Genomic DNA, 17897 nt, shown 5'->3' on the forward strand with positions numbered 1-17897 from the left:
CCAACCACATCCCGCCCGCACGCGCGGCTGATCCGTGCTCAAGGTCCCGGCGACGGATCACTTTGTGCGCGCACCGACCACGTTTCGCTGACGCGAGTGATCGAGCCGTGCTCAAGGTCCCGGCGACGGATCACTTTGGGCGCCCATCGACCACGTCTCGCGTGCGCACGTGACTGAGCCGTGCTCAAGGTGGTTGCGCTGGGCGCGGCATCCAACTTCCGCGGCGGGTGAGCAACCCGCCGCGGCCAGCCAGGCTCATGCTGGGGTGGGCAACACACCGAGCGCCCCGACAGGCGTGCCCGGGTGGGGGAATCAACTAGTCGCCGAGGGCGTCTCGCATGGGGACTAGTTTGGCGTTGGTTTCGGCTAGTTCGGCTGTGGGGTCGGAGCCGGCGACTATGCCGGCGCCGGCGAAGAGGCGCATGCGGCGGGGGTCTTCGGGGTCGGCTTGGCCGCAGCGGAGGGCTATGCACCACTCGCCGTCGCCGGCGGCGTCCATCCAGCCGACCGGGCCGCTGAAGCGGCCGCGTTGCATGCCTTCGATCTCGCCGATGAGGTCGCGTGCCACCGGGGTCGGCGTACCGCAGACTGCTGCTGACGGGTGGAGGGCGGCGGCGAGGCCTAGGGCGGAGGCGCCGTTGTTGGCGACGCCGGCGACGTCGGTGGCGAGGTGCATCACGTTCGGCAGGTGTAGGACGAACGGGGTCTCCGGCACGTTCATCGACTTGCAGTGCGGCTTCAAAGCATCAGCCACCGACCGTACGGCGAACTCGTGCTCCTCCAGGTCCTTCGACGACCGCGCCAGCGACGCCGCCAAAGCCAAGTCGTGCGCGTCGTCCCCGGTACGGCGAATTGTCCCGGCCAGCACGCGGGACGTGATCAGGCCCTTCTCCCGGCGTACCAGCAGCTCGGGCGTTGCCCCGATCAACCCGTCAACCGAGAAGGTCCAGCAGTTCGGGTACGCCGTCGCCAACCGCCGAAGCGGCCACCGCAGGTCGATCGGCTGTTCGGCGATCGCGATCAGGTCGCGGGCCAGCACCACCTTGTCGAGCTCACCGGAGGTGATCCGCTTGATCGCGTCGGCCACGATGCTCGACCAGTCCGTCCCGGACCGCGCTCCGTCGGCGAACGTGACGTCGTACACGGGGGAGGCCTCGTGTGTGACCAGATCGGGAGGTGCGGCGAGTGAGCTCGCGGGTGAGATCGTCGTCACCCAGGTGGTACCGCCACGCCGGCCGACGATCACCTCGGGGACCACCAGCTCACCCGGATCCTCGTCGGTGAAACCGAACGATCCGAAGCAGACCAGTCCAGAGCCTGGTACGCCGATCTCGTCCCGTACGACGGCGGATCCGACCAGCTCCTGCCACCACAGCACGGCGTCCCGAAAGCGGTTGCCACCGGCAACGTCGAGTCGCGCCGCGACTCCCCAGCCGATGTGACCGTCGCCACGTCGTACCCAGCTCAGCCCACCCTCAGCCGGCAGGTGATCGATCAACTGCGCTGCGACCCCGCGCACCGGCTGGCTCCGAACCACCAACTGCGGTGCGGACTGATGACCGGATCGGACCGGCTCAGACAGACTCACGCATCCACTCCTCGCTAGCGCTCAGGCCCCGGATCACGACGGCCGCTAATGCACCCACGAGAGGCAAGCGTACGACCGTCCGATGTCCAGCGAATTTCAGCGCCTGTCGCGGCCGTGATGAACTAGACAAGTGACCCGCGCCGACTTGAGCAAAGATCCGCACGCTGTGGCCGCCATGTTCGACAACGTGGCGGAGGGGTACGACCGGACGAACGCGGTCGCCACGATGGGGCTGGAGAAGCTGGTCTGGCGGCCGGCGACGCTGGCCGAGATCGCGCCGCGGAAGGGGATGAAGATCCTCGATCTGGCGGCCGGGACCGGCGCGTCGAGTATCAAGTTGCGCGAGGCCGGGGCCGAGGTGGTGTCGTGCGACTTCTCGGTCGGGATGCTGCGGGTCGGGAAGCGGAACCACCCCGAGCTGGACCTGATCGCGGGGGACGCGCTGCGGCTGCCGTTCGCCGACGACACGTTCGACGTGGTGACGATCTCGTGGGCCCTGCGGAACGTGAACGACGTCACCGTCGCACTGCAGGAGATGCTCCGGGTGACCCGGCCGGGCGGCCGGCTCGTGATCCTCGAGCAGTCGCATCCGACCTGGAAGCCGTTCCGGGTGGTCTACCTCGAGTACATGATGCGCGCCGTACCGGCGGTGGCGAAGGTGGTGTCGAGCAACCCCGAGGCGTACGAGTACCTGGCGGAGTCGACGCGGGCCTGGCTGCCGCAGGAGCCGTTGGCCCGGACGATCGAGGCGGCCGGGTGGACGCGAGTGCACTGGGCCAATCTGACCGGTGGTCTGGTCGCCATCCACCGGGCGGTGAAACCGGCTTAATTACGCAACGAAAACGGCGCGTAATTTGCTTGCTGGCAAGGGGGTTGGGGCGAGTTTCGTGTCCGCGTCAGGCAGTCCTAGACTGTCGGATGACCAGGCTTAGTGAATCCCTTCACGAGCCCTGAGCCAGCCTATAGAGCCCCCAACTTCCAGGTCGGGATGAGATGAGCGAGAGCGTGCCGAGCGGGCAGCAGTCGGAGTCAGCCGATGTGATCGTCGTCGGCGCCGGACCCGCAGGTTCCTCCGCGGCGTACCACCTGGCCAACGCCGGCCTCGACGTCCTGCTGCTGGAGAAGACCGCGTTCCCGCGGGAGAAGGTCTGCGGTGACGGGCTCACCCCGCGCGGGACCAAGCAGCTCATCAACATGGGCATCGACATCTCCGAAGAGGCCGGCTGGATCCGCAACTACGGGCTGCGGATCCAGGGCGCCGGACATGTCCTCCAGCTCGACTGGCCGGATCTGGCCAGCCACCCGAACTACGGCCTGACCCGGAACCGGATGGACTTCGACGACCTGCTCGCGCGGCAGGCGGTCAAGGCCGGCGCGCAGTTGCGCGAGCGGACCAACGTCACTGGCCCGATCCTCGACGACAAGGGTCACATCGTCGGTGTCACCGCGAAGCCGGTCGACGACAACGGCCGCCGGGACGGCGCCGACATCGAGTTCCGGGCGCCACTGGTGATGGCGGCCGACGGCAACTCGTCGCGACTGAGCATCGGGATGGGCCTGCACAAGCGCGACGACCGGCCGATGGGCGTCGCCGTACGGACGTATTTCACCAGCCCGCGGCACGACGACGACTACCTGGAGTCCTGGCTCGAGCTGTGGGCCGACGACCCCAAGCAGACCGGCCAGAAGCTGCTGCTGCCCGGCTACGGCTGGATCTTCGGGATGGGCGACGGCACCGTGAACGTCGGCCTCGGCATCCTGAACACCTCCGATGCCTTCGGCAAGGTCGACTACGCCGACCTGCTGAAGGCGTGGCTGAAGAACACGCCGGAGGAGTGGCAGTTCCGCGACGAGTTCCAGACCATCCCGATCCGCGGGGCGGCGCTGCCGATGGGCTTCAACCGGCAGCCGCACTACACCCGCGGGCTGATGCTGCTCGGCGACGCCGGCGGCATGGTCAACCCGTTCAACGGCGAGGGCATCCCGTACGCGATGGAGTCCGGGATGTTCGCCGCCGAGGTCGCCGCCCAGGCCCTGCACCGGCAGCCGAACCAGCGCGAGCGCGCGCTGTCGGCGTACCCGAAGGCGCTGAAGCAGGAGTGGGGCGGCTACTACTCGCTGGGCCGGGTCTTCGTGAAGCTGATCGGAAATCCGGAGGTGATGCGGCTCTGCACGAAGTACGGTCTGCCGCGCACCACCTTGATGAAGTTCACCCTGAAGTTGCTGGCCAACCTCACCGACCCGCGTGACGGGGACGTGATGGACAAGATCATCAACGGGCTCACGAAGGTCGCACCGGCCGCCTGATCGGCGGGGCGAGTGAGCTGAGTCACTCCGGTACTGATAACACAGTGCTGGCTGAAACGAACTGAAAAAGACACCGACCACCGGCTGTAAGGAAGGAGCCCAGAGCGATGCACCCCTACGTCCCGATCCTCGCTCTCGGTGTACTCGCGGCGCTCTTCGTGCTGGGCAGCATCACCGTGAGCGCGCTGGTCGGCCCGAAGCGTTACAACCGGGCCAAGCTCGACTCGTACGAGTGCGGGATCGAGCCGACCCCGCAGCCGGTCGGCGGTGGCCGCTTCCCGGTGAAGTACTACATCACCGCGATGCTCTTCATCGTGTTCGACATCGAGATCGTCTTCCTCTACCCGTGGGCGGTGGCCTTCGACCAGATGGCGCTGTTCGGGTTGGTCGAGATGGTCATCTTCATCGTCACCGTCTTCATCGCGTACTCCTATGTGTGGCGTCGCGGTGGACTGGAGTGGGACTGATATGGGTCTAGAAGAACAGCTTCCGGCCGGCGTACTGCTGGGCACCGTCGAAGGTCTGCTCGGCTACATGCGGAAGGCGTCGCTGTGGCCGGCGACCTTCGGTCTGGCCTGCTGCGCGATCGAGATGATGACCACCGGCGCACCGCGGTACGACGCGGCCCGGTTCGGCATGGAGGTCTTCCGGGCGTCGCCGCGGCAGGCCGACCTGATGATCGTGGCCGGCCGGGTCAGTCAGAAGATGGCCCCGGTACTGCGCCAGATCTACGACCAGATGGCGGGCCCGAAGTGGGTGCTCGCGATGGGTGTCTGCGCCTCGTCCGGCGGCATGTTCAACAACTACGCCGTCGTCCAGGGCGTGGACCACGTGGTCCCGGTCGACATGTACCTGCCCGGCTGCCCGCCGCGGCCGGAGATGCTGCTGGACGCGTTCCTGAAGATCCACGACCAGATCCAGCACAGCAAGCTCGGCGCGCACAAGAAGGCGCTGCAGGCCGAGCAGGAGGCCGCCGCACTGACGGCCGCTCCGACGCTTGAGATGAAGGGTCTCCTTCGATGAGTGAGCACCAGCCGGAGAACCTTCCGGCGACCTCGGAGGCCGGCGACGCTCAGACGCCTGGAGCCGAGGTCATCGACCAGCGCGAAGGCATGTTCGGTGTCCGCGGGACCGGCGACACCTCCGGCTTCGGCGGCCTGCGCCGCCAGGTCGCACTTCCCGGCGGTACGCCGAAGCCGTACGGCTCGTGGTTCGACGGAGCCGTCGACCGGCTCGAGGGTCTGGTCGGTGGTGACGCGCTCGAGAAGGTCGTCGTCGACCGCAACGAGCTGACCCTGCACGTGGCCCGCGAGCAACTGGTCGCGGTCTGCCAGCAGCTGCGGGACGACGAGGCGCTGCGCTTCGAGTTCTGCTCCGGTGTCAGCGGTGTGCACTACCCGCACGAGACCGGTCGCGAGCTGCACGCGGTCTACCACCTGTTCTCGATCACCCACAACCGGCGGATCCGGCTCGAGGTGTCCTGCCCGGACGCCGACCCGCACATCCCGTCGATCGTCTCGGTGTACCCGGCCAACGACTGGCACGAGCGCGAGACCTGGGACTTCTTCGGCATCATCTTCGACGGGCACCCGGCACTGACCCGGATCCAGATGCCCGACGACTGGCCGGGGCACCCGCAGCGCAAGGACTACCCGCTCGGCGGCATCGACGTCGAGTACAAGGGCGCCGTCATCCCGCCGCCCGACACGCGGAGGTCGTACAACTGATGACCGAAACACACGCAGACCCCTACGCGACGACGCGCGACACCACCGAAGGCAAGGTCTTCACCGTCACCGGTCAGGACTGGGACTCGGTGGTGGCCGGCCTCGGCGAGGAGCCCGAAGAGCGGGTCGTGGTCAACATGGGGCCGCAGCACCCGTCGACGCACGGTGTGCTCCGGCTGATTCTCGAGCTCGACGGTGAGACGGTGACCGAGGCCCGCTGCGGCATCGGCTACCTGCACACCGGTATCGAGAAGAACATGGAGTTCCGCTCCTGGACCCAGGGCGTCACCTTCGTGACCCGGATGGACTACCTCTCGCCGTTCTACAACGAGACGGCGTACTGCCTGGCGGTCGAGAAGCTGCTCGGTATCGAGGACCAGATCCCCGAGAAGGCCAACGTGCTCCGGGTGCTCCTGATGGAGCTCAACCGGATCAGCAGCCACCTGGTCTGTATCGCCACCGGCGGTATGGAGATCGGCGCGCTGACCGTGATGACGATCGGGTTCCGCGAGCGCGAGATGACGCTGGACCTGTTCGAGCTGATCACCGGCCTGCGGATGAACCACGCGTTCATCCGGCCCGGCGGGGTCGCCCAGGACCTGCCCCCGGGCGCCCTGGACAAGATCCGCGAGTACATCACCTGGATGAACAAGCACCTCCCGGAGTACGCCGAACTCTGCAACGCCAACCCGATCTTCAAGGCGCGGCTGAAGGACGTCGGCTACCTGGACCTGGCCGGCTGTATGGCGCTGGGCATCTCCGGACCGACGGTGCGGTCGACCGGCTACGCGCTGGACCTGCGCAAGACCCAGCCGTACTGCGGCTACGAGACCTACGACTTCGACGTCCCGACCTGGGACAGCTCGGACTCGTACGGCCGCTTCCGGGTCCGGCTGCAGGAGATGTGGGAGTCGCTGAAGATCATCGAGCAGTGCGCCGACCGGCTGGAGAAGATGGACGGCGACCCGGTGATGGTGGCCGACAAGAAGATCGGCTGGCCGAGCCAGCTGGCGGTCGGCAGCGACGGGATGGGCAACTCGCTCGACCACATCAAGCACATCATGGGCGAGTCGATGGAAGCCCTGATCCATCACTTCAAGCTCGTCACCGAAGGGTTCCGGGTGCCGGCCGGTCAGGCCTACGTGGCGATCGAGTCGCCGCGCGGCGAGATGGGCTGTCACGTCGTCTCCGACGGCGGCACCAAGCCGTACCGGGTGCACTTCCGGGACCCGTCCTTCGCAAACCTGCAGGCGATGCCGATCATGTGTGAGGGCTCACAGGTGGCCGACGTGATCGTCGCCGTTGCCAGCCTTGACCCGGTAATGGGTGGAGTGGACCGATAGATGGCCAACGATCACGCGACTGCGACCAACGTCCCGGTCCCTTACAGCACCGGTGACTCGAACATCACCGAGACCACGATCGCGGAGATGCGCGAGCTGGCCGCCCGGTACCCGGTCGGCCGCTCGGCCCTGCTGCCGATGCTGCACCTGGTGCAGTCGGTCGAGGGCCGGGTCACCCCGGAGGGCATCGAGGCCTGCGCCGACGTGCTCGGGCTGACCGGCGCCGAGGTTTCCGCGGTGGCGACCTTCTACACGATGTACAAGCGCCGCCCGGTCGGCGAGTACCACGTCGGGGTCTGCACCAACACGCTCTGCGCGGTGATGGGCGGCGACCTGATCTTCGAGCGGCTGAAGAGTCACCTCGACGTCGGGAACGACGAGACCACCGAGGACGGCAAGATCACCCTCGAGCACATCGAGTGCAACGCCGCCTGCGACTACGCGCCGGTGATGACGGTGAACTGGGAGTTCTTCGACGACATGACGCCGGAGTCGGCCACCCAGCTGGTCGACGACCTGCGCGAGGGCACCGAGGTGAAGTCGCCGCGGGGCGCCACCATCTGCTCCTGGCGCGAGGCCGAGCGGGTGCTGGCCGGCTTCCCCGACGGCCGCGCCGACGAGGGCCCGACCGGTGGCAAGGCCTCGCTGGCCGGCCTCCGCCTGGCCCGCGAGCGCAACTGGACCGCCCCGAACGGCAGCAGCAGCAACGGCAGCGCGCCGGCCCCGCTGGACGCCGTACCGGGTCCGCGTCCGGAAGACCAGCCGGGCAAGGAATCCCAAGCGGTCAACGGCGACGATTCGCGGAAGGAGAACTGACCATGCTGACCCCGGTACTGTCCGACAACTGGGACCAGATCAACGCCTGGCAGCTCTCGTCGTACCAGCGCACGGGCGGGTACGACGCCCTCCGTACGGCGCTGGCGATGCAGCCGGCCGACGTGGTCACCGCCGTCAAGGACTCCGGTCTGCGCGGTCGTGGCGGCGCGGGCTTCCCGACCGGGATGAAGTGGTCGTTCATCCCGCAGGACAACCCGAAGCCGAAGTACCTGGTGGTGAACGCCGACGAGTCCGAGCCGGGCACCTGCAAGGACATCCCGCTGATGATGGCCTCGCCGCACACCCTGGTCGAGGGCGTCATCATCTCGTCGTACGCGATCCGCGCGAGTGTCGCCTTCATCTACGTCCGCGGTGAGGTCCTGCACGTGATCCGCCGGCTGCAGCAGGCGGTCCAGGAGGCCAAGGACGCCGGCTTCATCGGCACCAACATCCTCGGCACCGGCTACGACCTGGACGTCGTCGTGCACGCCGGCGCCGGCGCCTACATCTGTGGCGAGGAGACGGCGCTGCTCGACTCGCTGGAAGGGCGTCGTGGTCAACCTCGGCTGCGTCCCCCGTTCCCGGCGGTCGCCGGTCTGTACGGATGCCCCACAGTGATCAACAACGTCGAGTCGATCGCTTCTGTTCCCGCCGTGATCAAGAACGGCGCGGACTGGTTCTCCTCGATGGGCACCGAGAAGTCCAAGGGCATGACGCTGTACTCGCTGTCCGGGCACGTCACCCGCCCGGGCCAGTACGAGGCGCCGATGGGCATCACGCTGCGCCAGCTGATCGACCTGGCCGGCGGTATCCGCGAGGGCCACGAGCTGAAGTTCTGGACGCCGGGCGGTTCGTCGACACCGCTGCTGACCGCCGAGCACCTCGATGTCCCGCTGGACTACGAGGGTGTCGGCGCGGTCGGCTCGATGCTGGGTACCAAGGCCCTGCAGATCTTCGACGAGACCGTGTGCGTGGTCCGCGCCGTACTGCGCTGGACCGAGTTCTACAAGCACGAGTCCTGTGGCAAGTGCACCCCGTGCCGTGAGGGCACCTGGTGGCTGGTGCAGATCCTCGAGCGGCTCGAGAAGGGCCAGGGGTCCGAAGCGGACCTGGAGACCCTGCTCGACCTGAGCGAGAACATCACCGGCCGCTCGTTCTGCGCGCTGGCCGACGGTGCGACCGCGCCGATCACCAGCTCGATCGCGCACTTGAAGGACGAGTACCTGGCGCACTTCACCCACGGCGGCTGCCCGTTGGACCCGATGGCAAGCACCGTCTTCGCGACTGCTGGAGCTAACGCATGACGACCGCTGAAGTGGAGCGGACCGACCTGATCACCGTCACCATCGACGACATCGAGGTCAAGGTTCCGAAGAACACCCTGCTGATCCGGGCCGCGGAGCAGATCGGGATCCAGATCCCGCGGTTCTGCGACCACCCGCTGCTCGACCCGGTCGGCGCCTGCCGGCAGTGCCTGGTCGAGATCACCGACGCCGGCAACGGCCGCGGGATGCCGAAGCCGCAGGCCTCCTGCACGATCACCGTCGCCGACGGCATGGTGGTTCGCACCCAGGTGAGCTCACCGGTCGCCGACAAGGCCCAGCACGGTCAGATGGAATTCCTGCTGATCAACCACCCGCTGGACTGCCCGGTCTGCGACAAGGGCGGCGAGTGCCCGCTGCAGAACCAGGCGATGACGAACGGCCGCGGCGAGACCCGCTTCCACGAGATCAAGCGGACCTACCCGAAGCCGATCAACATCTCGGCCGAGGTGCTGCTGGACCGCGAGCGCTGCATCCTCTGCGCGCGCTGCACCCGCTTCTCCGAGCAGATCGCCGGTGACCCGTTCATCGCGCTGATCGAGCGGGGTGCGCTGCAGCAGGTCGGCATCTACGAGAAGGAGCCCTTCGAGAGCTACTTCTCCGGTAACACCATCCAGATCTGCCCGGTCGGTGCGCTGACCAGCGCGGCGTACCGGTTCCGGTCGCGGCCGTTCGACCTGGTCTCGGTGCCGTCGGTGGCCGAGCACGACGCGTCCGGTGCCGCGATCCGCGTCGACTACCGGCGCGGCAAGGTGATGCGCCGGCTGTCCGGTGACGACCCGCAGGTCAACGAGGAGTGGATCTCGGACAAGGACCGGTTCGCGTTCAACTACGCGAGCACCGGCGACCGGCTGACCCACCCGATGATCCGCGAGGACGGCGTACTGCGGCCGGCTTCGTGGCCGGAGGCGTTGTCCTTCACCGCGGAGAAGCTGACCGCGGCCCGGGGCAACGCGGCCGTCCTGACCGGTGGCCGGCTGACCCTCGAGGACGCCTACGCGTACTCGAAGTTCGCGCGGGTCGCCCTCGGCAGCAACAACATCGACTTCCGGGCCCGTCCGCACTCCGCCGAGGAGGCCGACTTCCTGGCCGCCGCGGTGGCCGGTAGCGGCCTCGGTACGACGTTCGCCGATCTCGAGAAGGCCGGATCCGTGCTGTTCGCCGGGTTCGAGCCGGAAGAGGAAGCGCCGTCGGTGTTCCTGCGGCTGCGCAAGGCGGTCAAGGCCCACGGCACCAAGGTGTTCACGGTCGCTGCCTTCGCCTCGCGCGGAGTCGAGAAGCTGAACGGCGTCGTCGTACCGGCCGCGCCGGGCACGGAGGCCGCCGTACTGTCCGACCTGAGCGGTGAGGCCAAGGCCGCGCTCGGTGCGGACTCGATCATCATCGTCGGCGAGCGGCTGGCCAGCGTCCCGGGTGGGTACTCGGCCGCGCTGCGGCTGGCGCTCGACACGGGTGCGCAGCTGGCCTGGATCCCGCGTCGCGCTGGTGACCGCGGTGCGCTCGAGGCCGGTTGTCTGCCGGGCCTGCTCCCCGGTGGCCGCCTGGTCTCCGACGCGCAGGCGCGCGTTGACCTGCAGGCCGCGTGGGGTGTCGACAGCCTTCCGGCCACGCCGGGTAAGGACCTGACTGAGATCCTCGCATCGGCTGCGTCGCTGGACGCACTGGTCGTGGCGGGCGTCGAGGTCGACGACCTGCCCGACCCGGCCGCTGCGCTGGCCGCACTGGCCGCAGCGCCGTTCGTGGTCAGCTTCGAGGTTCGCAACTCGCAGGTGACCGAGCACGCCGACGTCGTCTTCCCGGTGGTTCCGCCGGCGGAGAAGGACGGCACCTTCGTGAACTGGGAGGGTCGCGAGCGGCCGTTCCCGGTGGTTCTCAAGGTGCCGGCCGCGATGCCGGATGTCCGCGCCCTGGCCGCACTGGCCCAGGAGATGGACCTCACGCTCGGGTTCACCACCCCGGCCGGCGCCAAGCGCGAGTACGACGAGCTCGGTCGCTGGGACGGAGACCGCTCGCAGGAGCCGACGTACCCGGCCGGTCCGGCGCTCGGCGCCTTCGACTCCACTCGCCTGGCGACCTGGCGGATGCTGATCGACGACAGCCGCGCCTGCGACGGCGAGCCGCACCTGACGGCGACCGCGCGCAAGCCGGTCGCCCGGCTCTCGGTGACCACGGCGCACCGCGTCGGCCTCGCCGACGGTGACGAGCTGGTGATCAGCACCGACGCCGGCTCGATCCGGCTGCCGGTCGCGATCACCCCGATGACCGACAACGTGGTGTGGCTGCCGACCAACTCGGCCGACTCGCACGTACGTCGTTCGCTGCACGCCGATCACGGATCGATCGTGACGATCGCCGGAGGAAACGCATGACGATGATCCCGCTGGCTGCCCCGCCGGATGCGGGGGTCGGCCATGACCCGTGGTGGGTGATCGGCCTCAAGGTGCTGATCATCTTCGTGCTGCTGGTCGTGCTGACGCTGTTCAACATCTGGTGGGAACGCCGGGTGGTGGCGCGGATGCAGCACCGGGTCGGACCGAACGTGCACGGACCCTTCGGTCTGCTGCAGTCGCTGGCCGACGGTGTGAAGCTGATGCTCAAGGAAGACCTGATGCCGAAGGGCGTGGACCGGTTCGTCTACGTGCTGGCGCCGGTGATCGTCGCCGTACCGGCCTTCCTGACCTTCGCGGTGATCCCGTTCGGGCCGACCGTGAAAATCCCCTTCACCGAGACCTACACCCGGTTGCAGCTCACCGACCTGCCGGTCTCGGTGCTGTACGTGATGGCGATCGCCTCGATCGGTATCTACGGCATCGTGCTCGGCGGCTGGTCGTCCAACTCGACGTACTCGCTGCTCGGTGGTCTGCGCTCCAGCGCCCAGATGATCTCCTACGAGGTCGGCATGGGCCTGGCGCTGGTGACGGTGTTCCTGTTCGCCGGCTCGATGTCCACCTCGGAGATCGTCGCGGCGCAGAGCACGCACCAGACGGTGAACCTGTTCGGCGTGGACATCCCGATCCCCGGTTGGTACGCGTTCCTGTTGTTCCCGTCGTTCGTGATCTACGTGGTCTCGATGATCGGTGAGACGAACCGGGCGCCGTTCGACCTGCCGGAGGCCGAGGGTGAGCTGGTCGCGGGCTTCCTGACCGAGTACTCCTCGATCAAGTACGCGATGTTCTTCCTCGCCGAGTACATCAACATGGCGACGGTGTCGGCGCTGGCCACCACGCTGTTCCTGGGCGGCTGGCAGGCACCGTGGCCGATCTCGCTGTGGGACGGCGCGAACTCCGGCTACTGGCCGGTGCTGTGGTTCTTCGGCAAGCTGATGGCCTTCATCTTCTTCTACATCTGGTTGCGCGGAACGCTGCCGCGACTGCGCTACGACCAGTTCATGAAGCTGGGCTGGAAGATCCTGATCCCGGTGTCCCTGGGCTGGATCCTGCTGGTCGCCACCGTCCGCGCGGTCGGCCGGGAGACCACCTTCAGCCGGACCACGCTGCTGGTCGCGGCCGGGGTCGTGGTGGTGCTGGCACTGCTCAGCATGCTGCTCCCGGGCAAGCCGAAGGACGACAAGACGCCTGAGGTTGCCGACGGCAAGGACTTCGACGCGTTCGCCGGCGGGTTCCCGGTGCCACCACCGATCGTGGATACACAGACTGACAGTCGCAGCAAGGAAGGCAGTCGTGGCTAGTGTCAAAGAGTCCCTCTGGGACCCGGTAGCCGGGTTCGGGGTCACCTTCCGGACGATGTTCCGCAAGGTGTTCACCGAGGAGTACCCGTTCGAGAAGAAGCCGACCGCACCGCGCTTCCACGGCCGGCACCAGCTGAACCGCTGGCCGGACGGGCTGGAGAAGTGCATCGGCTGCGAGCTGTGCGCCTGGGCCTGCCCCGCGGACGCCATCTACGTCGAGGGTGCCTCGAACGTCGACGGCGAGAACTCCGAGCGGTACTCGCCCGGTGAGCGGTACGGCCGCGTCTACCAGATCAACTACCTGCGCTGCATCCTCTGTGGACTGTGCATCGAGGCGTGCCCGACCCGGGCGCTCACGATGACCAACGAGTACGAGCTGGCCGACACCAGCCGCGCCTCGCTGATCTACGAGAAGAAGGACCTGCTGGCCCCGATGCTTCCGGGCATGCAGGAGCCGCCGCACGCGATGCAGCTGGGCGCGACCGAGAAGGACTACTACCGCGGCCTGACCGGCGCGGCCGGCACCGATGGTGGTGACGCCAAGTGATCCCGATGGTCGTCGGTTCCCAGGTCGCGTTCTGGCTGCTCGCACCGGTGATGGTGCTGGCCGCGATCGCGATGGTGCTGGTCCGCAAGGCGGTGCACTCCGCGCTGCTGCTGGCGACGGTGATGATCTGCCTGGCCGTCCAGTACGCCGCTCAGGACGCACCGTTCCTGTTCGCCGTGCAGATCATCGTCTACACCGGCGCGATCCTGATGCTGTTCCTGTTCGTGCTGATGCTGGTCGGTGTCGACGCGTCCGACTCCCTGGTGGAGACGATTCGCGGACAGCGGCTGCTCGCCGGTCTCGCCTTCCTCGGCTTCGGCCTGCTGATCGTCTTTGCGGTCGGCAACGGCATCTACGGCAACCCGATCGGCCTGGCCGACGCGCAGCCGGACGGTAACCCCAAGGGCATCGCGCAACTGCTGTTCGGCAAGTACGTCTTCGCCTTCGAGGTCACCTCGGCGCTGCTGATCACCGCCGCGCTCGGCGCGATGATGCTGGCGCACCGCGAGCGGCTGACCAAGAAGCGCACCCAGCGCGACCACGCCGAGGAGCGGATCCGCAAGTACGCCGAGCAGGGGATCCACCCCGGTCCGCTGCCGACTCCCGGCGTACTGGCTCGGCACAACGCCGTCGACACGCCGGCGCTGCTGCCCGACGGGTCGATCGCACCGACCTCGGTTTCGCGCGTCCTGCAGGCTCGTGGCACGGTGTTCCCCGAGGCCGAGGAGCGCGCGGACGTCGAAGCCGTCCGCGAGATTACCGAGGGTGAAGACAGCGTGAAGGAGAAGAACAGTGACGACTGAGCCGTACATCGTGCTCGCCGCGATCCTGTTCAGTATCGGTGCGCTCGGCGTACTGGTGCGCCGGAACGCGATCGTCGTGTTCATGTGCGTCGAGCTGATGCTGAACGCGGCCAACCTGGCGTTCGTCAGCTTCGCCCGCCAGCACGGCAACCTCGACGGCCAGATCGCCGCCTTCTTCGTGATGGTGGTGGCCGCGGCCGAGGTCGTGATCGGCCTGGCGATCATCATGGCCATCTTCCGCACCCGTCGTTCGGCCTCGGTCGACGACGCCAACCTGCTCAAGTACTGAGGTCTGAAACCGATGAGTCATGAGCTGACCTGGCTGCTGGTCGCGGTACCGGCGCTGTCCGCGGCGATCCTGCTGCTCGGTGGCAAGGCCACCAACGCGTGGGGTCACCTGCTGGGCACGCTGGCGCCGCTGGCCTCGTTCGCCTTCGGTGTCGTGCTGTTCTTCCAGATGCAGGGGCTGCACGGCGAGGAGCGGTCCGAGACGGTTCGCCTGTTCGAGTGGTTCTCGGTCGGGAGTGTGAAGGTCGACTTCACGCTGCTGATCGACCCGCTGTCGATCCTGTTCGTGCTGCTGATCACCGGTGTGGGTTCGCTGATCCACATCTACTCGATCGGCTACATGGAGCACGACGTCCGGCGGCGCCGGTTCTTCGCGTACCTGAACCTGTTCATCGCGGCGATGCTGCTGCTGGTGCTCGCGGCCGACTACCTGCTGGTGTTCGTCGGCTGGGAGGGCGTCGGTCTGGCGTCGTACCTGCTGATCGGGTTCTGGCAGCACAAGGACTCGGCCGCGGTCGCCGCCAAGAAGGCGTTCGTGGTGAACCGGGTCGGTGACATCGGCCTCTCGCTCGCGGTGATGAGCATGTGGGCGCTGTTCGGCTCGTCGGCCTTCACCACGGTGAACTCCGGTGCCGAGCACCTGAGCAGCACCTGGGCGACTCTGCTCGGCCTGATGCTGCTGCTGGCCGCGTGCGGTAAGTCTGCACAGGTGCCGCTGCAGTCCTGGCTGCTGGACGCGATGGAGGGCCCGACCCCGGTGTCGGCCCTCATCCACGCGGCGACCATGGTCACCGCGGGCGTCTACCTGGTGGTCCGCTCGCACGCGATCTTCGAGATGTCCGAGGCCGCCTCGACCGCCGTCGTCATCGTGGGTACGGTCACCGCGCTGGCCGGTGCGATCATCGGTACCGCCAAGGACGACATCAAGAAGGCGCTCGCCGGTTCGACGATGAGCCAGATCGGCTACATGATGCTGGCCGCCGGTCTCGGCCCGGCCGGGTACGTGTTCGCGATCTTCCACCTGATCACGCACGGCTTCTTCAAGGCCAACATGTTCCTCGGCGCCGGTTCCGTCATGCACGGGATGAACGACGACGTGAACATGCGCCACTACGGTGCCCTGCGGACGCCGATGAAGGTCACCTTCGTCACCTTCGCGTTCGGCTACCTGGCGATCCTCGGCATCCCGCCGTTCGCCGGCTTCTTCTCCAAGGACAAGATCATCGAGGCCGCCTTCGCGGACAACATCGTGATCGGTCTGTGCGCGCTGCTCGGCGCCGGGATCACCGCGTTCTACATGACGCGCGTGATGCTGATGACGTTCTTCGGCGAGAAGCGCTGGGACAAGGAAGCGCACCCGCACGAGTCGCCCAAGGTGATGACCGTCCCGCTGATCATCCTGGCGGCACTGTCGCTGGGCGGTGGCGCGCTCTACTTCGCCGGGCACTGGATCGAGCACTGGTTGGAGCCGGTCGTCGGCGCGCACGAGGAGCACCACCTGCCGCTGCCGGCGATCGTGATGACGCTGATCACCCTCGCGGTGGTCGCCGTCGGCGTCGTGATCGCAGTGGCCAAGTACCGGCGGGACATCCCGCGTGAGGCCCCGGCCGGTTCGCCGCTCACGGTCCTCGCCCGGCGTGACCTGTACGGCGACGCTCTGAACGAGGCGGTCCTGATGCGCCCGGGCCAGTACCTCACCCGGACGCTGGTCTGGCTCGACAACCGCGGCGTGGACGGCCTGGTGAACGGGCTGGCCGCACTGTTCGGTGGATTGTCCGGCCGGCTCCGCCGGTTCCAGACGGGCTTCGTCCGTTCCTACGCACTCAGCATGGTCTTCGGCGCCGCATTCGTGGTCGTCGCCCTCCTCGCGGTGAGGTTGTCGTGAAAATCGGTTGGCTGACCCTCTTACTGCTGCTGCCCTTCGTGGGCGCCTTGGCCACCATGCTGGTGCCCAAGGCGAAGGCGCTGCTGTCCAAGCAGGTCGCACTCGGCTTCTCGCTCGTGACGCTGGTGCTGACGGCGATCGTTGCCGTCGGCTACCACCAGAACGGCGCCGAGAAGTACAACGAGACGCACACCTGGATCAAGGCGTTCGGCGCGAACTACGCGCTCGGTCTGGACGGTGTCGGCATCGTCCTGGTGGTGCTCACCGCACTGCTGACGCCGATCGTGATCATCGCCTCGTGGAACGACGCGGACAACGGACGCTGGTCCTCGAAGTCCTTCTTCGCCTGGATCCTGGCGCTGGAGGCCTTGTCGATCGGTGTCTTCTCGGCGACCGACGTGTTCCTCTTCTACGTGCTGTTCGAGGCCACGCTGATCCCGATGTACTTCCTGATCGGCGGCTTCGGCGGTCCGCAGCGCTCGTACGCCGCGGTGAAGTTCCTGCTCTACTCGCTGCTCGGTGGACTGCTGATGCTGGCCTCCGTGGTCGGCCTGTACGTACTGTCGGCGCGCGCCGGCGACCCGTCGTACCTGCTGAGTGACCTGATCAAGCTCGACATCAGCCAGAACACCGAGCGGTGGCTGTTCCTCGGCTTCTTCTTCGCCTTCGCGGTGAAGGCGCCGATGGTGCCGTTCCACACCTGGCTGCCGGACGCCGCCGGTGAGGCGACCCCGGGCACCTCGGTGCTGCTGGTCGGCATCCTGGACAAGATCGGCACCTTCGGGATGATCCGGTTCTGCCTGGGCCTGTTCCCGAACGCGTCCGAGTGGGCCACCCCGGTGGTCCTGGTGCTCGCCCTGATCTCGGTCCTGTACGGCGCCCTGGTGGCGATCGGCCAGACCGACATCAAGCGGTTGATCGCGTACACGTCGATCTCGCACTTCGGCTTCATCGTGATGGGCATCTTCGCGCTGACGTCCCAGGGCCTGACCGGATCGACGCTGTACATGTTCAACCACGGTCTCTCGACCGCCGCGCTGTTCCTGGTCGCCGGGTATCTGATCTCCCGGCGCGGATCGGCCCGGATCGCCGACTACGGCGGAGTCGAGAAGGTCGCCCCGGTGCTGGCCGGCACGTTCCTGTTCGCGGGTCTGTCCAGCCTGGCGCTGCCCGGTCTGTCGCCGTTCATCTCCGAGTTCATGGTGCTGGCCGGGACGTTCAGCAAGCACAAGGTGATCGCGGTGATCGCGGTGCTGGGCATCGTGCTGGCGGCGCTCTACATCCTGCTGATGTACCAACGCACGATGACCGGGCCGGTGCGTGACGGTATCGAGAAGCTCAAGGACCTGAACGCGCGGGAGATCCTCGCGATCGCCCCGCTGGTGGTCCTGATCATCGGCCTCGGCATCTTCCCGAAGCCGGTGGTCGACATCATCAAACCCGCGGTCGAATCGACCATGCAGCGCGTCGGTGTGACCGACAAGGCGCCGGAGATCCCCGTGACGGAGGGACAGAAGTGATCGGCCTGATCCTGCCGGCGGCGGACTTCGTCGCGCCGAAGATCGAGTACAACGAGCTCGCAC

The 17897-nt window shown here is 67.4% G+C and carries 16 protein-coding genes; 15 read left to right on the forward strand and 1 reads right to left on the reverse strand.

What is annotated here, in order from left to right:
* Window positions 1-316: 316 nt before the first annotated feature.
* Window positions 317-1588: an isochorismate synthase gene (locus ACFTSF_RS13020; RefSeq protein ID WP_344144206.1), complete on the reverse strand. Its 1272-nt coding sequence runs from the start codon at window positions 1586-1588 to the stop codon at window positions 317-319.
* A 130-nt stretch (window positions 1589-1718) separates the two neighbouring features.
* On the opposite strand from ACFTSF_RS13020, the gene ACFTSF_RS13025 reads away from it, so the two are divergent.
* The 15 genes from ACFTSF_RS13025 (at window position 1719) to ACFTSF_RS13095 (ending at window position 17834) form a co-directional block, all read left to right on the forward strand.
* Window positions 1719-2417, forward strand: a complete 699-nt coding sequence (locus tag ACFTSF_RS13025) for a demethylmenaquinone methyltransferase (protein ID WP_380154031.1) — start codon at window positions 1719-1721, stop codon at window positions 2415-2417.
* Between the two features lie 164 nt (window positions 2418-2581).
* Window positions 2582-3895, forward strand: a complete 1314-nt coding sequence (locus ACFTSF_RS13030) for a geranylgeranyl reductase family protein (RefSeq protein ID WP_344144210.1) — start codon at window positions 2582-2584, stop codon at window positions 3893-3895.
* A gap of 107 nt (window positions 3896-4002) precedes the next feature.
* Window positions 4003-4362: an NADH-quinone oxidoreductase subunit A gene (locus ACFTSF_RS13035; RefSeq protein WP_380154032.1), complete on the forward strand. Its 360-nt coding sequence runs from the start codon at window positions 4003-4005 to the stop codon at window positions 4360-4362.
* 1 nt (window position 4363) lies between these two features.
* The gene (locus tag ACFTSF_RS13040) at window positions 4364-4918 is read left to right on the forward strand and encodes an NADH-quinone oxidoreductase subunit B family protein (RefSeq protein ID WP_344144213.1); all 555 of its coding nucleotides are present in this window, start codon (window positions 4364-4366) and stop codon (window positions 4916-4918) included.
* A complete protein-coding gene (locus ACFTSF_RS13045) occupies window positions 4915-5622 on the forward strand; it encodes an NADH-quinone oxidoreductase subunit C (RefSeq protein ID WP_380154033.1) in 708 nt (235 codons plus the stop codon). Before ACFTSF_RS13040 ends, ACFTSF_RS13045 begins: the two co-directional genes overlap by 4 nt.
* Window positions 5622-6965, forward strand: a complete 1344-nt coding sequence (locus tag ACFTSF_RS13050; protein ID WP_344144217.1) for an NADH-quinone oxidoreductase subunit D — start codon at window positions 5622-5624, stop codon at window positions 6963-6965. The genes ACFTSF_RS13045 and ACFTSF_RS13050 overlap by 1 nt, the downstream gene beginning before the upstream one ends.
* Window positions 6966-7781, forward strand: a complete 816-nt coding sequence (nuoE, locus tag ACFTSF_RS13055) for an NADH-quinone oxidoreductase subunit NuoE (protein WP_380154034.1) — start codon at window positions 6966-6968, stop codon at window positions 7779-7781.
* A gap of 2 nt (window positions 7782-7783) precedes the next feature.
* A complete protein-coding gene (nuoF, locus tag ACFTSF_RS13060) occupies window positions 7784-9085 on the forward strand; it encodes an NADH-quinone oxidoreductase subunit NuoF (protein ID WP_380154035.1) in 1302 nt (433 codons plus the stop codon).
* Complete coding sequence (locus ACFTSF_RS13065) at window positions 9082-11472, forward strand: NADH-quinone oxidoreductase subunit G (protein WP_380154036.1); 2391 nt, start codon at window positions 9082-9084, stop codon at window positions 11470-11472. The genes nuoF and ACFTSF_RS13065 overlap by 4 nt, the downstream gene beginning before the upstream one ends.
* The gene (nuoH, locus tag ACFTSF_RS13070; protein ID WP_380154037.1) at window positions 11469-12791 is read left to right on the forward strand and encodes an NADH-quinone oxidoreductase subunit NuoH; all 1323 of its coding nucleotides are present in this window, start codon (window positions 11469-11471) and stop codon (window positions 12789-12791) included. The genes ACFTSF_RS13065 and nuoH overlap by 4 nt, the downstream gene beginning before the upstream one ends.
* Window positions 12784-13338: an NADH-quinone oxidoreductase subunit NuoI gene (gene nuoI / locus ACFTSF_RS13075; protein WP_380154038.1), complete on the forward strand. Its 555-nt coding sequence runs from the start codon at window positions 12784-12786 to the stop codon at window positions 13336-13338. Before nuoH ends, nuoI begins: the two co-directional genes overlap by 8 nt.
* Before the next feature lie 5 nt (window positions 13339-13343).
* A complete protein-coding gene (locus ACFTSF_RS13080; protein WP_380154820.1) occupies window positions 13344-14141 on the forward strand; it encodes an NADH-quinone oxidoreductase subunit J in 798 nt (265 codons plus the stop codon).
* The gene (gene nuoK, locus ACFTSF_RS13085) at window positions 14131-14430 is read left to right on the forward strand and encodes an NADH-quinone oxidoreductase subunit NuoK (RefSeq protein ID WP_132171174.1); all 300 of its coding nucleotides are present in this window, start codon (window positions 14131-14133) and stop codon (window positions 14428-14430) included. The genes ACFTSF_RS13080 and nuoK overlap by 11 nt, the downstream gene beginning before the upstream one ends.
* A 12-nt stretch (window positions 14431-14442) precedes the next feature.
* Complete coding sequence (gene nuoL, locus ACFTSF_RS13090; RefSeq protein ID WP_380154039.1) at window positions 14443-16314, forward strand: NADH-quinone oxidoreductase subunit L; 1872 nt, start codon at window positions 14443-14445, stop codon at window positions 16312-16314.
* Window positions 16311-17834: an NADH-quinone oxidoreductase subunit M gene (locus tag ACFTSF_RS13095; RefSeq protein ID WP_380154040.1), complete on the forward strand. Its 1524-nt coding sequence runs from the start codon at window positions 16311-16313 to the stop codon at window positions 17832-17834. The genes nuoL and ACFTSF_RS13095 overlap by 4 nt, the downstream gene beginning before the upstream one ends.
* Window positions 17835-17897 lie beyond the last annotated feature (63 nt).

This window comes from Kribbella sp. NPDC056951 (assembly GCF_042674205.1).
GTDB lineage: Bacteria > Actinomycetota > Actinomycetes > Propionibacteriales > Kribbellaceae > Kribbella > Kribbella yunnanensis.

Coding starts and splice junctions, on each gene's coding strand:
- nuoL (WP_380154039.1), top strand. CDS start 14,443: ATGAGTCATGAGCTGACCTGGCTGCTGGTCGCGGTACCGGCGCTGTCC.
- ACFTSF_RS13035 (WP_380154032.1), top strand. CDS start 4,003: ATGCACCCCTACGTCCCGATCCTCGCTCTCGGTGTACTCGCGGCGCTC.
- nuoF (WP_380154035.1), top strand. CDS start 7,784: ATGCTGACCCCGGTACTGTCCGACAACTGGGACCAGATCAACGCCTGG.
- nuoE (WP_380154034.1), top strand. CDS start 6,966: ATGGCCAACGATCACGCGACTGCGACCAACGTCCCGGTCCCTTACAGC.
- ACFTSF_RS13050 (WP_344144217.1), top strand. CDS start 5,622: ATGACCGAAACACACGCAGACCCCTACGCGACGACGCGCGACACCACC.
- ACFTSF_RS13030 (WP_344144210.1), top strand. CDS start 2,582: ATGAGCGAGAGCGTGCCGAGCGGGCAGCAGTCGGAGTCAGCCGATGTG.
- ACFTSF_RS13080 (WP_380154820.1), top strand. CDS start 13,344: ATGGTCGTCGGTTCCCAGGTCGCGTTCTGGCTGCTCGCACCGGTGATG.
- ACFTSF_RS13065 (WP_380154036.1), top strand. CDS start 9,082: ATGACGACCGCTGAAGTGGAGCGGACCGACCTGATCACCGTCACCATC.
- ACFTSF_RS13045 (WP_380154033.1), top strand. CDS start 4,915: ATGAGTGAGCACCAGCCGGAGAACCTTCCGGCGACCTCGGAGGCCGGC.
- nuoH (WP_380154037.1), top strand. CDS start 11,469: ATGACGATGATCCCGCTGGCTGCCCCGCCGGATGCGGGGGTCGGCCAT.
- ACFTSF_RS13040 (WP_344144213.1), top strand. CDS start 4,364: ATGGGTCTAGAAGAACAGCTTCCGGCCGGCGTACTGCTGGGCACCGTC.